Here is a 16,581-nt window from a genome sequence, read left to right as displayed (position 1 = left end):
TTCATGGCTCAGATCGTCGGTGGCGGCCCCCCGGTCAACGACGCGGAGCGGATGGCCATCGCGCACCTGCGCGATCACGCTCCCGATGACTGGCTCGTGCTGCACAACATCGAGATCCCGGTTCACGGCGGTAGCTACGAGGTCGATCTCGTCGTGGTGACCGGCCACTCGGTGTGCTTGATCGACGTCAAGGGCACACGTGGGCGGATCGAGGTGGCGGGTCACAAGTGGTATCCGTCGCGGCGGGCGCCGTACGGCTCGCCGGTGGCCAAGCTGCGGGGCCACGCCCGCGCGCTCAAGGGGCGGCTGGAACGGGCCAGGCCCGCGCTCGGCCGGATCTACGTGGACGCGCTCGTGGTCCTCACTGCGGACGACGCCCGCCTGGTCGACCCCAGCGACCGGCCGGACGCGGACGCCAACGACGTCACGACTCTCTCCCAGCTGGTCCGGACGCTCGACGACGTCTCCCGCGTGCGGACCGGCTTCACGCGGGACGCGAAGCCGTACCACCGGGACATCGTCGAGGCGCTTGAGGGGACCGTGCGCAGGCCGACGGGGCCGCAGCGGTTCGGCAACTGGATCGTGCGGGAGAGGCTCGGCGGCACCGACGAGGTGACCGAGTATCGCGCCGTCAACGCCACCGTGGTCTCCTCAGAGACGGTGCTGCTTCGTGTCTACCGAGCCGACCCGTTCCAGCCGGAGGAGGTGCGGGCCGCCGAACGGGTGGCGATCGCCAACGCCTACGAGGTGCTGGCGAAGATGCCCCCGAACGATCACATCGTCGGACAGCGTGACTTCTTCGCGGGTGAGGACGAGAGCCAGTTCGTGCTGGTCATGGATGACGTGCACGGGCAGGCGCTCCACCTGCGTCTGCATGACTCCCGGCAGCCGCTCAGCGTCGACGCCAGGCTCCGGGTGATCCGCGACCTGTTGCGCGGGCTGGCGCACGCCCACCGGTTCAGGGTGATCCACCGGGCGCTGTCCCCGGCCACCGTGCTGGTGACCGGGGGAGGGCGGGCCCTGCTGACCGGGTTCGACTACGCCCGGCCGGAGGACCCACGCACCCACACCGTCGTCCAGCGGCTCGTCGACGCGCTCGACCCCGCCTACGTGGCGCCCGAGTGCCAGTCGCGGGCCCAGTCGATGAGCCGCGCCTCGGACGTCTACGCGGCCGGAGTGATCGCCTTCCAGCTCCTCACCGGAGAGCTGCCGTTCGCCACGACGGCGGATCAGTTCGAGAAGGGCAGCGTCCTTCCCCGGCATGTGATGATCTCCTCCGGAGTGGCCGAGGAAGTGGCCGACCTGCTGCTACGACTCTGCGCTCCGGCGCCGTCGGCGCGCCCGTCCGCCGCCGAGGCGCTCGACCTGCTGCGGCGGGCGGTGGGGGGAGAGGGCCATCGCGGCGGGAGCGGAGGAGGCTCCGGACGGGGCGCGACGGGAGCTGAGGGACCGGACCACAAGAACCTCCCCGAGGGATACCAGCTCACCCGCACGCATACCGTGCGGCGGAAGCTGGGCTCGGGCACCTTCGGCGTGGTCTACCAGGTCTACGACAACCTGGCCTCCACGGACCGGGTCGTCAAGCTCGTGCTCAAAGACCGCGAGTCGCTGACCGAGCGGCTCAAGCAGGAGTATCAGGTGCTCCGGGGACTGTCGCATCCCAACGTGGTCAAGGTGGAGCACGCCGACTACCTGGGCGGCACCGACATCCCCTACCTCGTCTTCGAGTACGTCGACGGACAGGACGTCTACGAACTGGTCAAGGGGAGGCCGCTCGGTCCGGCGGACGCCGTCAAGCTGGGCATCGACGTCGCCGAGGGGCTCGTCTACCTGCACGGCAACGGGATCTACCACTGCGACATCAAGCCGAGGAACCTGCTGCGGACCGACAGCGGCTGTAAGATCATTGACTTCAACGTCTCGGTCACCGCCGATTCCAGCCTGTCCAGGGCCGGAGGTACGGGAAAGTACGCGCCCCCGGACACGGGCGTGGGGCCGTTCACGGTGGCTGATCTCGCCGATCGCGATGTGTACGGCCTCGGGCTGACCCTGTACGAACTGGTCACCGGCGAATGGCCGTTCGCGCATCCTCGCCGCGGGTTCGGCGAGCAGCCGATCGACCCCTCCACGTTCCCCGAGCTCGGTGATCTGTCCAGCGCCCTGGTCTCGACGTTGACGAAGGCGATCTCCCCGCTCCGGGGTGACCGTTATGCGAGCGCCGCGGACGTCCTCGCCGCGCTGAAGGCGATCGGCGAGGACGTGCACAAGCCACGGCCCGCACCGGAGCCGCAGCCGCTTCCCAGACGCTCGGCAGGGGATCAGAACCCGTTCGTGGCGCATCTGCAAACTCTTTACAGCCAGAGCACCAGCAGCAACGCGGGCACCCGCGGGCACGACCCGTTCGACCTGTACGTGCCGACGGCGCTCGACGACCGCCTGATCCCGGATGTTCGCGACGGCCGATACACCCTCGTGGTGATCACGGGTAACGCGGGAGACGGTAAGACCGCGTTCCTGGAACACCTGGTCGCCTACGCGAAGAAACACGGAGCCCAGGCCGGTGAGCCGAGGGATAACGGCGCCGACGTCAGGCTGCCCGGCGGGCGTTGGCTGCGCACCAACCACGACGGCAGCCAGGACGAGGGCGACAAGGCCAACGACGACGTCCTGCTCGACTTCTTCACACCCTTTGCCGGGACCGCGCCCTTCGCCGACTCGGGGGAGACGCGCCTCATCGCGATCAACGAGGGCCGCCTGATCGACTTCCTCACCGCGCACGAGGAGCGGTTCGGCCGGCTGGCCGAGACGGTCCGCGCCGGCCTCCGCGGCGAGCAGGTGAACGACGGCGTGGTCGTGGTCAACCTCAACCGGCGCAGCGTGGTCGCCGGGGACGAAGAGTCGATCTTCGATCGGGTGCTCCGCAGCATGACCCGCGAACGGCTCTGGGAGGCCTGCGATTCGTGCGAGCTGGTGAAGGTCTGCTACGCCCCGCACAACGCGCGAACCTTCGCCCACTCCAGCGCCGGGCCCAAGGTGACCAAACGGTTGAGAGACCTCTACACGCTGGCACACCTCCGCGGCCACCTGCACACGACCCTGCGAGATCTCCGGTCGGGGCTGGCGTTCACGCTCACCTCCGGCCGGAGCTGTGAGCAGATCCGGGAGCTCTACCGGGGCGACAACGCAGAGGCGATCCTGGACAGCTTCTACTTCAACAGCTGGGCGGGCACTGCGGGGACCAGGGACAGGCTGCTCGCCTTCCTGCGGGAGGTGGACGTCGCCGCCGTGCCCGATCCTGCGCTGGACCGCCAGATCGACTATGTCGGTCCCGACGCGGGCCAGGCGGTGATGACCGTCGACCAGCGTGAGGACTACGACGTCCAACTGCTGGGCGAGCTCTTCAAGCGGCTTCCCCGCAGCGCCGCGCCGTCGGCCGAGCAGGTGGCTGCGCATCTGCGGTATGTCGCCTCCGCGCGTCGGCGGTTCTACTTCGAGTGTGTCGACGACAGGCGCTCGCAGAGGCTGCTGCCGTACCGGTCGGCCGAGCGGTTCCTGGGGCTGCTGAGCCACCCGGCGCGGGTCGCCGGGCACCTGCCGGAGATCGTCAAAGCGATCAATCGGGGGGAGGGGCTCCCCGATCCCGGTCGGCTGGGAGACGTACTGGCGTTGCAGATCCGGCAGGTTCCGGGCGGGAGCATCCGTAGCTATCGCCTTTTCCCCGCGGAGACGCTGTCGCTGACGATCACGGAGAATGCGCCCTCCCCTTACCTTGAAGAGCAGGCGGACGGGCTGATCCTGAGCTACCACGGGGAGGCGGAGCACCGGGCGCGGCTGAGCATCAGGCTTGACCTCTACGAGCTGCTGTCCAGGCTGCGAGACGGCTATCTCCCCGGAGTAGCTGAGCGGCAAGGACTCTACCTCGGCTTGACGATCTTCAAGAACGAACTGTCCGCGGCGCCGTACCAGGAGGTGCTGCTCACCACGGGGGGAAGAGACCTGTACCGGATCCGGCGTGCTTCCAGCGGTCAGCTCCTCATGCGGCCTCTCCCCGAGGGGAGTGAACGGTGACCCTTCACAGAGGCGACAGGGAGTTCCGCCATCCCGGCGTGACCCATGTCGACTACAAGCAGGTGGAGATGGACAGGGTGCTGACCGCGTTCCTCCCGCGTCTGTGGTGGGGAGGGGCGCCGAGCGTCCTGGCGCGGTCCGCGGATCTCTCCGTCGACGACTTCGTCGACACCGTGCACGAGCATCCCCGGCTGTTCGACGGGTTCGAGCGGGACATCACCCGCCGGTGGATGGAGACCCACCTGCTGGACCTCGTCAACCGCGGCAAGTCCAACCAGATGGTCGCGGGCCTGCGGCCCCTGCACGGGTTCACCTACCGGTTCCGCAACTCCCGCCGGTCCCGGCCGGCGGGTGTCGACGAGCAGCTCTACGCGATGATCCAGCACGCTTCCGATGGCAAGGGGATCGAGGCCCTCCGGTATCTGAAAGAGTTCTTCTTCGCCGGGGTCGACGCGAACACCGAGACGCCCAAGCTCGGAGCGGAGATCGACGTGGAGACCCAGGCGCTCATCAACCTGTCCGAGGCCGTCAGGAAGGACATCACCGACCGGCCGGCCGGAGGCAAGGACCGTAAATCCCACCCGTCCCACCCGCCGCTGTATCCCGGCGCGTCCGACCTGCTGGTGGAAGACGTCGTCCGGTTGCTCTTCCATAAACATCTGATCCCCCGGTCCGTGCTGGTCGACTACCTGAAGATCCTCTTCGCTTTCCACCTCGCGCTCTACCATCTGCAGATCATGAAACTGCTTCCGGCGCGGGTGAAGGGGGAGCAGTCGAGCCCTAACGGCGGGTTCTTCCTCGATGTCGCCGGGATCCCCGGCACACCTGCCGCCCAGCTCGCCGAGCGCGGCGCGTCGGTGTGGTACGGGCGTATCCCCGAGTTCGTGCGCGCCACCTTCTGTCTGAAGAAGCTCGACGACTTCGCGTGGAACCTGGTCAAGCTCAACAGGCTGGGCAAACCTCCGAACGGGTTCTTCAAGGTCGAGGACCTGGTGACGTTGCTCGGTCCCGCCCACTCCGCCGAGCGCTCCCGGTTCGGCGAGGTCAGGATGGACCGGGTGCTGGAGAGCTCCCGGACATCGGAGGAGGAGCCCGACTCCGCGATCGCCCGGATCCAGGAGTTGGGGCTCGACCCGTTCACCACGTACATCGACGTCATCACGGCCTACCGGGTCCGTTTTCACCGCCAGTACATCACCGAGTGTCTTGACTCGCTCCTGCTCAAGAACCGCCCTGGGGCGATGATCGCTCAGCCGCGCCGGGGAGGGCGACGCTTCGTCCTGGACAGCCGCCTGCTGGAGGTGCTCCTGCAGATCGCGCTGCTCCGGCCCGGCGGCTCACAGGGGTTCCACACCGCCCCGCTGCGGGTGGACCACTTCCTGGCGATCCTGCGGGACCGCTACGGGCTCCACATCGATCGTCTTCCCTTGGGTGACGGCTTCGGTCAGACGGGCATCACCGATCAGGCCGCGCTCCGCGAGAACGTGCGGGCCTTCACGGCGCGCCTCCGCGAGATCGGGTTCTACTCCGACATGTCGGATGCCTATCTCACCCAGACCATCACACCACGTTACGTCGTACCAGCCTGACAGGACCCCGATGAGCGCAGGACTACGCGAACTACTCGACCAGGACCTCGACGAGGCACTGGAACGGGTGCTCACCCCCCGGCTGTCCGCCCTGCTGGAGGACCGCCGGCCGGGGCACTGCGCCCGCGTCACCGACATCGGCGCGGCCCTCGCCGAGCGGCTCTGCCGCAGGGTGCGCACCGCCGTGAACAACGACGCCCAGGTCCACGTCCTCGGCGCCCCGCCCGACGTCTCCCCGGATGTGGCGATCAGCAGCACCAAGCTGATCGAGCTGCGCAATCCGGTCGGCGACCGGCAGCGACCGCCTCTGCTGGTCTTCGTTCCCCCCGGTATCCGGGCCAGCGCCGAGGACTCCTTCGACGTGGCCACCTTCGAGGACCTTGTGCTGGGTGATGTCTACTCCAGCCTGGCCGGGCGGCTGCTCGCGGAGCTTCCCGAGAAGCTGCGCCGCGGTGCGGATGACCTCTTCGACCTCCTAATCGAGGAGCAGTGGCCGTACGGCGACTCACTGGCTCGGGCCCGCTACCTGCTCACGGTTCAGCTCAACGAGTTCGACCCGCTCGCGGCCGGGGCGGCCGTCTTCGAACTGGGTCTGGTGCCCGACTTCGATCTCTTCACCGACCCCGGGCAGATCCGCACCCGTGCGGCCCGCAATCTTCAGCAGATGCGGATCCTGTCTCGTGCGGAACGGCCGGAGCGGCAACGCGTCATCGAGCTGAACTTGACCGACCCCCCGTTCCGCTCGCGTCTCGCCGAATTCGTGGTCCAGACGGGCCTGGAGAATCCGAGAGCCTGGACTCGCCGGATCGTGGTCGATCGCGCGAACTGGAAGCTCGCCTTCCAGCACTGGCAGCTGCGCGAGGAACGCCCCGTGGAGACGCTCCGGATCACTCTCGGTGATCTCGACCTTCCTCGCGCGGGTGACAGGCCTGAGCACGTGAACCACCCCGTCCTGGCGAATTTCACCGGACAGCTGTTCCTCCTCGCTGGGAAGCAAGGACCGGCACAGCTTCCCGTCACGTTCGAGGTCACCCCCGACCCTCGCCGTATCGCAGGCCTGACCAGGTTCACCGTTCAGCTGATATCGGAAAAGGCCGGTCCGACCGGTGTCGCCGCCTCGGTGCGGGTCGGCAAGACCGCGAAAACCGCCTACAAGGCGATCCTGAAGAAGCTACGCGGTGCCGACCTGGAGCAGGGCTGGCACTACATCCGGGTTCTCCCGCACGATGACGAGAGCATCCCCCTCCCGGTGGCGCCTTCCCACGACGGCGTGCACGACCTCAACGAAAGCGACCGGTTCCTCGTCGTCACCGACGACGACATCGATGAGAACCCGCCGCAGCAGCGCGTCACCAAGGAGATCGGCGTCACCCACGCTCTGCGACGGCTGGAATTCAAGGCTCTGGAAGAAGGCAGGGACTGGCGGGACGTGACGTGCCGGGCGGTCACCTGGAAGAGCGCACAGGGACCGGGGCGTCACGTCGTCCAGGCCGCGTTCGGCGCTCACGCGCAGATCGAGATCCCGCTCGCGCCCACGCTCTGCGAGCTGGAACGGCAGATCCTCGCCGATCCCGATCGCATCGGGCGGCTGCGCCTCCCCATCCACGCCGACCAGCCGGGGCCGGTCACCCGTGAGGAGTCTGTGTGGTCAAGCAGCGGAGCCGACACGTTCGAAGCGTTCAGCCGGGCGCGCCGTGCGATCTTCGAAGCGATCCGCGGCGCGGACGCGATGGTCGTCGAGGGCTGTGACCTGGTCGGCCTCCGCGTTCTCACCCAGACCTACGCCGAAGCGTACGGTGAGCTGCTGAGCCGGCACCTCCACCGCGCCGAGCGGGCCGACGAGACCCAGACCGCGGGCCTTCTACGTGAGCTCACGGCGATGCTGCAGGTCGACTGTGTCACCGTGAACCACACCGATCTTCGCGGAACGACGAGCGAGCTGACCCTTGTCGCGCCGACGCATCCGCTCCGCCTGCTCTGGCTCGTCACCTGGGCCGAGCTCGGGCACCGGTGGCTTGCCGACGCCGCTGAGAACGAAGCCGCGGTGATCGCCGCCGCGGGGCGGTCCTTGGCCGGGATGGCCCCGCTCGGCTTTCCCCTCGTCGTCCCCCGATCGGGTGGCCGGCTTGCCGTCGCAGGCAGCGATCTCAACCCTTACTGGGGCGTCTGCCTGCCCACCGACACCGATGATCCGCAGGGCGTATCGGCGGCGCTCATGGCGGCGCTTCGCCTGCCGGAACGCTGGACGAGTGACAGGTCGATCTCCGGCAAGCGGCTCGCTGACCGGGTCGAGCGATACCTGCGTCTGCACCCCTACGTCGCCACCTTGGTGATCAGTGTCGTCAACGCGGGACGGGCCGAGCAGGTCGCGGACATGCTCATCGAACTTCAGCGGCGGAAAGGCTTGAAGGAGATCAGCTACGACATCCGGCTCTTCGCCGGAGATCCCGAGGCCGCCGGCAACGGAGACGCCCTGGCGCAGCTGTTACGGGGCGAGTGGAGTTCGGCCGCGGACGCGGAACCGTTCCACACACGCACGGTTTCAGGGATCACCCCCAAGCTGTCGGTGGCCGTACGCCCCATGGACGAGTTCCGTTCCGCGAGTGGAGAGCATTCCGCCCACGTCACCCTTCTCTTCGACGCGTTCAGCGGCGAGCGCTTCGACGCCGCTCCCGCCGAGAGCCACGGGCCCGCGCAGGTTCACGGGCTCCAGCAGGACATGGTCGTCACCTACGTCGAGGACGAGGATTTCGTCGCCTGGCACAAACAGCCCCGCCACGGCCGAGCCCAACCGATCAGGGGAGCGGAAGAACTCTCCGATCTCCTCTCATCGCTGCCCGCGACCGTCTCCGCCGCCGCTTCAGCCGTGACCACCGGGCAGGTGGGAACGCGCCTCGCGCCGAGGATCACTCTGAGCCTCGACGTGGAGGACGGCACCCTCCTGCACCAGGCCCACCGGTCCAGCGATTGGGTGATCACCGCTGACAGGACGCTGGGAGTGGAGTATTTCGACAGCACGGGAAGCGAGCGACGTCCCGACTACGTCATCGACTTCGACGCCGACGGCGCCGAAGGCCTGGGCCACCACATCGTCATCAGCTCCCGATCCGTGGACGAGCTGCGATCCCTGCTCTCTCCGATGATCGCGCAGCACGGCTTCCAGATCGCCTCCCGGCACACCGCCACCTTCTTCGACCAGTTGCGCCTGCTCTCCGGACGCCTGGCCTTCAAACTCGCCTCCGCGGTTTCCACGCAGCGCACGGAGGTTCTCGGCCTGGCACTGGCCCGGCTCTACCTTGACTATCAGGGTGTCCTCGCCGATCAGATCCTCGTTCCGCTGGACGCACATCTGGAGTTGTACCGTGAGGCGCGTAAACGCGCGGACGAGGTCGGCGAGGCGGTCGGGCTCCAGCGCACCGATCTGGCGTTGTTCAGCCTGGATGCGCGGCGGCGCACCATCACCTGCCGCCTGGTCGAGGTCAAGTGCTACAGCTCGCTGGGCAATCTGTCCGCCTACGAAGATCTCAAGAACCACATGGCGGTTCAGCTGAGCCAGAGCGCGAAAGTCCTGGCCGAGCACTTCGACCCGCACCGCACCCAGCCCGACCGCCCGGATCGAGTGGTGCGCAACGCCGATCTGGCCGCCCTGCTCCGCTTCTACCTTGGTAGGGCCGTCCGGTACCAGACCATGCGCGCGGACGCCGCCGACGAGGCCCGATGGCTGCTGGCACAGCTCGACCGCGGTTACCGGCTGGAGTTCACCCGCACGGGGCTCGTCTTCGACCTCGGGGGCAAGGGCACGTCGAGCGAGTCCGAGGGAGGCATTGAGTTTCACCGGATCGGACGCGACCTCGCCGAGGAACTCATTGAGGCCATCCCCACCGACGCGGTCCTGGCCGCCGGACAGACCGCCGCGAGCCTCACCTCGGAATCCCTGGAGCGGTCCGACCTCACCCTCCCGCGGCTCGCGGACGCCGTCTTCCGGGCGCCGGTCCGCGCACATGAGGTGCCTGAAGAAGACGAGATCTTCGAAGACGCCGATGATGAGCCCGAAGCGGGGCGGGGGAAGGCGGAAGAGGAGGCGTTCGCACCTCCGGCAGAGCTTCCTGCCCCTCGCCTTGAGATCTCCGAGAAAAGGGAGCTGTACGAGCCTGTGCAGGCAGTTGCGGAGGCTGAACCGGCCAAACCCTCTCAGGTGGGCTCGAGCCCGACCCCCGACGTTTACCTGGGATCGACCGAACCGTCACCGCAGTACGGAGTTCTGGGTGAGGTCGCGGGTCGACGCATCGCACTCGACCTCAATGAGACGCACACGATCAGCCTGTTCGGGGTACAGGGCGGAGGCAAGAGCTACACGCTCGGCACGATCATCGAGGCCGCCTCGCTGTCCGCGCCTCCCGTCAACGAGCTGCCGAGCCCGCTGGCCACGATCGTCTTCCATTACAGTCCGACATTGGACTACGCGCCGGAGTTCACCAGCATGGTCAGGCCGAACGACGACGCCGCTCAGATCGAGACGCTGCGTCGGCGCTACGGGGTCGAGCCGGCGGCGCTGACTGATGTGGTGATGCTGGTGCCCGAAGATCAACTGGAGCAGCGACGCTCCGAATATCCGAACATTCACGTTCTCCCGCTGAAATTCGGCTCCAGTGAACTACGCGCCGAGCACTGGCGTTTCCTCATGGGGGCGATCGGCAACCAGTCCACGTACATCCGGCAGCTTCAGAGGATCATGAAGGCGAACCGCAGGGACCTGCGGCTTGAAGTCATTCGCGACGGTGTCGAGCATTCCTCACTTTCGGACAACCTAAAGCAACTCGCCCAGGAGCGCCTCAACCTGGCTGCCGAGTACATCGATGAGAACGCACGGGTGAAGCAACTCGTTCGGCCGGGGCGAATGATCATCGTCGACCTGCGAGACGAGTTCATCGAGAAGGATGAGGCGCTAGGCCTTTTCGTGGTCCTCATGCAGTTGTTCGCTGAGGCGCAGAGCGAGGGCAGACGATTCAACAAGCTGGTCGTGTTCGACGAAGCCCACAAATACATCGAGAGCCCCGACCTCGTGGCGGGCCTCGTCGAGAGCGTCCGTGAGATGAGGCACAAGGGAATGAGCGTCCTGGTCGCCAGCCAGGATCCGCTCTCCGTTCCGACCTCGTTGATCGCACTCTCTAACCATGTGATCCTGCACAAGTTCACATCGCCGGCATGGCTCAAGCATCTTCAGAAGGCGAACGCGTCGCTGGCCGAACTCACTTCCTCTAGAATGGCCAATTTGTCGCCGGGAGAGGCGTATGTCTGGTCCAATAAGGCGACGGACGTCGCGTTTACTCGAAACGCGGTCAAGGTGCGACTGCGTCCTCGGGTGACACGTCATGGCGGAGGGACCAAGACGGCGGTCGACTAGTTGGACGGCCCTCTCCACCCGGTATCAGGAGATTTATCGTTACTCCCCGTAGCTGTGTTCGATCCGGGTGAAACCTGAACTTTGGCAGGGCGTTTGCCGTAAGAACAAATGAACCCGAACGAAGGCCCTCCTTTGAGCATCCTGCACATCAATCAACTTGCCGCACATATTCGTCGGACACTAATCCCGCATCTGGATCTTTCCGACCTGCGTGTCCCTGTAGACGGCAACCCCGCGTCTCTCTCACGAGGCCTTGCGGCCCTTGGGGTTCAGGCGCTCACGGGGTTCGATGCGGCTACGGCGGCGGCCTGCGTAATCGACGGCTTCGACGACAATGGGATTGATGCCGTCGCGATCGATGACAACCACGATCGAATTTTCTTGGTCCAAGCGAAGTGGCATGCGGAGGGTAGAAAAAACGTCGATCAAGCGGAGGCGCTCAAGCTGACCAGTGGAGCGCGGGACCTATTTGCTGGAAGGTATGACCGTTTCAACCAGCGGCTCCGTGCACTTCAGCCACGTATAGAGGCTGCCCTCAACAATCCTCGCGTGAAGATCACTCTCGCGATCGTCACCACTGGAAGCGATCAGCTGGCAGAAGTGGTGCGGCGTCCGCTGGATAACCTCTGTGACGAGGTAAATGACGCCGGCGAGCTGGTCGATGTGAATGTCCTCGGGCTTAAGGCAATTCACGACTTTGTCGTTAACGGCACCTCCGGCCGTGGTGTCGATCTCGACGTTCATCTCACCGGATGGGGCAGTATTCATACGCCCTACGAGGCATTCTATGGCGTGGCCACTGCTGTGCAGGTCGCGGGGTGGTATGAGGATCATGGAGAGCGGCTGTTCGATGGGAATCTGAGAGATGCTCTGGGGCAGACACCTGTCAACGACGCGCTCTTCGCCACTTTATGGAATGAGCCAGAGCACTTCTGGTATTTCAATAACGGCATAACGGTTCTTGCGGAAGAGGTTCACCGTGCGGCGAGAGACAGTCAGACACGTGAATACGGAAAGTTTCAGATCGTCGGTGCAACCGTTGTCAACGGAGCGCAGACGGCGGCGAGTGTTCGCTCGATCCTCCGAAAGGATCCGGATCTCCTGAGTGAAGCCAAGATCTGGATTAGAATCATCTCGTTGGACGGTTGTCCCGAAGGATTCGCCGCGCGTGTGACGCGGGCCACTAATACTCAGAATGGTGTCGACGCCCGTGACTTCATTGCACTCGACCCTCGCCAAGAGCGAATCCGCGCTCAGTTTCGTCTGCAATTTGACAAAGTCTATGGCGTGCGGCGTGGCAGTGACAATGTAACAGGTGATGATGGCTGTGACGTCGAGGAGGCGGCTGTTGCGCTCGCTTGTGCCAATGCCGACCCGGCTTTCGCTGTTGACGCCAAAAGGCAGGTGAGTCTCCTATGGACTGCCAGTGACGACGCCACCTACCAGACCTTGTTTCCAAACGATCTCAACGTCGTTTATCTTTGGAATAGCGTTCTCGTTCTGCGTGCAGTGGAGAGAAAGCTGGCCGATCTGCGGTCCGAGCTCGATGGTCGGGACGGCGCGGTTGCCGTACACGGCAACCGCCTGATTGCGCACATGGTTCTCTCGCAGTTGGACGATCGTGATCTCAATGACCCGGAGGCGGAACGGCGAGAGGCTTTCGCGTCGGTTCCTGAGCTGACAAGGACAGTGTGCCTTCTGCTCGCCGTCCAAGTGCAGAAGTCAAACAGTGGGGTCTTTCTCGGCTCACTTTTCAAAAATCACGTAAAATGTCGAGAGCTGGTTGAATGTACTTTGGAGAGTTTTACGGGCTCGCCTGTCCAGCTGCCGCTGGTACGCGTCGCCGCACCGCGTTCCACTTCGAGTAGTAGGCCCGCTAAACCCGATGGTGCAAGGAAAGCCGATGCCGTGAAGGTGATCCAAAACGCGGGCTTGCTCTCCGACGGCGCCCAGCTCATATTCAAGGCCGTGACTCAGCGGGAGAAAAGTGTCCTGCTCCCATGGATTGCTCAGGATCCGAGGCGCGGAAGAGCCATGTGGAGTAATCACGGTTGGGAGGCTCTCGTCTGGGAGGCGGACGGGCAGCGATACGCTGCCAGTCGTTTGGTGATGCACATGATGCGCGAGGCCGGGTTTCCCAATCCCCCGTCAGGCGTTCGCGGGCCGATGCGCTGGATGGTTCCGGATCATGGCACTCTCAACGAGATCGCAGACAAGCTCATCAGTGGTGAATGAGTACTTTTCTCACAGATGCCGCAGGTGGCCACGTAAGGTCCTTGCAATGGACCGATAGAGTCCGGGCTTTCGGGGGCGGTGTGGTCGCGCTCGCTTGCTGTGGGTAGTCGCTGATCGCGCAGGAAAGCGAAATCCTGTCGAAGTGCTGACGGCGCGTACAGGACTCGGGATCTGCAGAACCAGCCAAGGACGACGTGACTGCGGTATGACTCCCTATTCCGCAGCCACCACTTCAGCGGCTCTGGGGGTTGATTCCGGGCGAAGTCGTTCAAGGCGAAAAACCGGTGGTGTTCGGCGAAACGGCGGGCGATTGCGGTGCCGTTGGTGCGCACAACCTGCCTCCAACAGCCATACTGAGCATGAAAGCTGGGCGTTACTACGGTGGGTCGAAGAGGACGAGGCCGGTCTCGGCGATGAACCCGTCCAGCAGGCCGGGCTGGTACTGCATCCGTTTCAGCCCGTGCCTGATCAGGACAGTCAGTTGGTCGATGCCGCGAACGGCGAAGTTGAGCAGCGTGCCGCGCAGGTTGGCCCAGAGGCCCTCCGCAGGGTTCAGCTCAGGCGCATACGCCGGGAACCGGTAGACCACCAGCCAGTCCTCCTGCTCGGTGATCCAGTCGCGCATCCGGGCGCAGAGGTGTTCGGGCAGACTGTCCCACACCAGCGAGATCGGGCCGCCGAGCTGGGCGTGCGCGGCGTGCAGCAGGGCCTTGAACTGCTCGACGCCAAACCCCTTGGGCTCGCCCTTGCGCCGGTGATAGGTGAGGGTGCGATAGATCAGCCGGGTACGCATCCCGGGCTTGACGCAGACCAGCCCGGCGATCGAGACCCGTCCTTGTCCGCCGTAGGACACCGTCAGGACCGGGGTGTGGCCCCGGCGGGCCCAGGTACGCCCTTTGGGCGGCCTCAGGCTCTGGCCGGACTCATCGGCGAAGCAGAGCCAGGAACTCCAGGCCGCCCGCGTTCTTTTAAAGCGGGCCACGTCCACCTCTTCCAGTGCTGGATCTGCTCCTCATCGCGCTTGGTGGCGTGATGCACGGGGACCTGGAAGGACCAGCCCAGCCGCTGGAGCAGGTAGGCCACCCCGCGTGCGGTGTAGTGGATGTGGAACCTTTCGGCGATCACGGTGGCGACCCGGGCGGCCGTCCAGCGCTGATCGTCCCAGCCGTGCGCGGCGGCGCCCCGATCCAGTTCGGCCTTCAGCCGCTCCACCTGGTCAGCGGTCAGCTTGCAGCCGGCTCCGGCGGCGCCCTTGGAGACCAGCGCGGCTTTGCCGCCCTTCAACCAGACGGCGTACCACTCATAGGCCGACTTACGGGTGATTCCCAGCAGTTGGGCCGCCCACGGCGGTTTGATCCCTCCGGCGAACATGTCCGCCGCCCGGAACCTCAGCGCCTCACGCCGGGCCCGCTCGGCCGCAGACAGTCCCCCGCTTCTGTCTGAATACCTCATCCTTCAAGGATGTCACCTGGGAAAACAGTGCCTGATAAGTGGTCAGACCTGTGTCACGCCCGCACTTCTTGATCAGTAAAGGCGTTCGTATGGGCATCGCGATGGCGCCGATTCCGCCGAACTCCATGGTTTTCCTGATCACGTAGCCGTCACGGTGACCGTTTCGACACGTGGTTTCGAGCAAGAGTGATGAGTTAGCGCTGGTAGACCTGCTCCCCGCCGACGAACGTCATCGCCACCTCGGTCCGCCAGATGTCGGCCTGGGGCTCGGTGAACGGGTCGCGGTCCAGGACGACCAGGTCTGCACGGTTGCCCGGGATGATCGTGCCCGCGTCGTCGTCGTGGTTGATCCACGCCGAGCCGGCGGTGTAGGCGGTCAGGGCCGTGGCCAGGTCCAGGCTCTGGCCGGGCAGGAACGGGGTCTGCGCCGTCGGGTAGTCCGCGTGGACCGAGCCGCCCGGCTCGGTGCGGTTGACCGCCACGTGCATGCCCTGGACCGGGTCGGCGTTGGACACCGGCCAGTCGCTGCCCGCGCAGAAGCGGGCGCCCGCCCGTTGCAGGTCGGCGAAGGGGTACTGCCAGGATGACCGCTCGTCGCCCAGGAAGGGGATCGTCAGCTCGTCCATCTGGGCGTGGTGGGTGGCCCAGAGCGGCTGCAGGTTGGCCGTCACCCCGAGCGCGGCGAAGCGCGGCACGTCGGACGGTTCGATGATCTGCAGGTGCGCGATGTGGTGGCGGTTGGCCGGGTCGGTCCCGGTGAAGCTGTCCAGCGCCTCGCGGACGGCCCGCTCGCCGATCGCGTGGAAGTGCACCTGGAAGCCGTGCCGGTCCAGCTCGGCGACATGGCCGTTCAGCAGCGCGGGTTCCACGTACGACAGGCCGGTGCCGCCGCAGCGGCAGTAGGGCTCGATCACCGCGGCGGTGAAGTTCTCGGTGATGCCGTCCTGCATGATCTTCACCGAGGTGGCGCGGAACCGCTCCAGCCCCTCCGCCGAGGCGCGGCGCTCCACGAGCTCGGGGATCTGCTCGGCGCCGCGTGTGCGGTCCCACCACAGCGCGCCCACCACCCGGGCCATCAGCTTTCCCGAGGCCGCCGCGGCGACGTAGGTGGGCAGCTGGTCGTCGGAGCCGGCGTAGGAGCCGACGATGGCGTCCTGCCAGCCGGTGATGCCCTGGGAGAACAGGTGGGCCTGGGCCTCCAGCAGCGCGTCGGTCAGGTCCCGGGCCGTGGGGCGCGGGGTGAGCAGGCCGACCAGGTCCATCGCGCCCTCGTGCAGCACGCCGCTCGGCGTGCCGTCGGCGTCGCGTTCGATCCGGCCGTCGGCGGGGTCGGGGGTGTCGCGGGTGATCCCGGCGCGCTCCAGCGCCCGGGTGTTGACCCAGGCGGCGTGGTGGTCGCGCTGGATCAGGTAGACCGGGCGGTCGAGGAAGTCGAGCTGGGAGCGGTGGGGGAGGCCGCCGGGGAAGGCTGCCATGTCCCAGCCACCGCCGTCGATCCACTCGTGGCCGGGGTTGGCCCGTGCGTAGGCGCCGATCCGCTCCAGATACTCCGGCAGGCCGTAGACCTCGGCCAGGTCGCACTTGGCCCGCTCCAGCCCCGCCTGGACCGGATGGACGTGGGAGTCGGTGAAGCCGGGGGTGAGCAGGCCGCCGCCGAGGTCGACGGTCTCGTGGCCCGGGGCGGCCCGCCGTGCGACGTCGGACTCGGTGCCCACGGCGGCGATCCGGCCGTCGCGGACCAGTACCGCCTCGGCGAAGGCGTCGGCGGACAGGAAGGCGCGGCCGCCGCGGAACAGGATGTCGCTCACTCGGCCACCACGGAGGTGTCGTACG

The 16,581-nt window shown here is 66.2% G+C and carries 6 protein-coding genes; 4 read left to right on the top strand and 2 right to left on the bottom strand.

Annotation, left to right across the window (positions count from 1 at the left end):
- Window positions 1–3 precede the first annotated feature (3 nt).
- The 4 genes from mads6 (at window position 4) to FHR32_RS31945 (ending at window position 13,296) form a co-directional block, all read left to right on the top strand.
- Window positions 4–4,068, top strand: coding sequence for a methylation-associated defense system protein kinase MAD6 (gene mads6, locus FHR32_RS31960; protein WP_184758248.1), 4,065 nt, complete (start codon window positions 4–6; stop codon window positions 4,066–4,068).
- Complete coding sequence (mads7, locus tag FHR32_RS31955) at window positions 4,065–5,657, top strand: methylation-associated defense system protein MAD7 (protein ID WP_184758247.1); 1,593 nt, start codon at window positions 4,065–4,067, stop codon at window positions 5,655–5,657. Before mads6 ends, mads7 begins: the two co-directional genes overlap by 4 nt.
- A 10-nt stretch (window positions 5,658–5,667) precedes the next feature.
- Entirely contained in the window at window positions 5,668–11,061 is a 5,394-nt protein-coding gene (mads8, locus tag FHR32_RS31950) for a methylation-associated defense system ATP-binding protein MAD8 (protein WP_184758246.1), read from the top strand.
- Between the two features lie 108 nt (window positions 11,062–11,169).
- Window positions 11,170–13,296, top strand: coding sequence for an AIPR family protein (locus FHR32_RS31945; protein WP_184758245.1), 2,127 nt, complete (start codon window positions 11,170–11,172; stop codon window positions 13,294–13,296).
- A 376-nt stretch (window positions 13,297–13,672) separates the two neighbouring features.
- Here FHR32_RS31945 and FHR32_RS47725 read toward each other — a convergent pair.
- Window positions 13,673–14,748 (bottom strand): IS630 family transposase gene (locus tag FHR32_RS47725; protein WP_425584274.1). Its coding sequence is split into 2 segments (ribosomal slippage): window positions 13,673–14,205 and window positions 14,205–14,748, totalling 1,077 coding nucleotides; the frame shifts between segments, so codons are not numbered across the junction.
- Between the two features lie 194 nt (window positions 14,749–14,942).
- The gene (locus FHR32_RS31930; protein ID WP_184758244.1) at window positions 14,943–16,556 is read right to left on the bottom strand and encodes an amidohydrolase; all 1,614 of its coding nucleotides are present in this window, start codon (window positions 16,554–16,556) and stop codon (window positions 14,943–14,945) included.
- Between the last annotated feature and the right edge of the window lie 25 nt (window positions 16,557–16,581).

Source organism: Streptosporangium album, from assembly GCF_014203795.1.
GTDB lineage: Bacteria > Actinomycetota > Actinomycetes > Streptosporangiales > Streptosporangiaceae > Streptosporangium > Streptosporangium album.
Note: the sequence above shows the minus strand (reverse complement) of the source record. Positions and strands in the feature narration are given on the sequence as shown.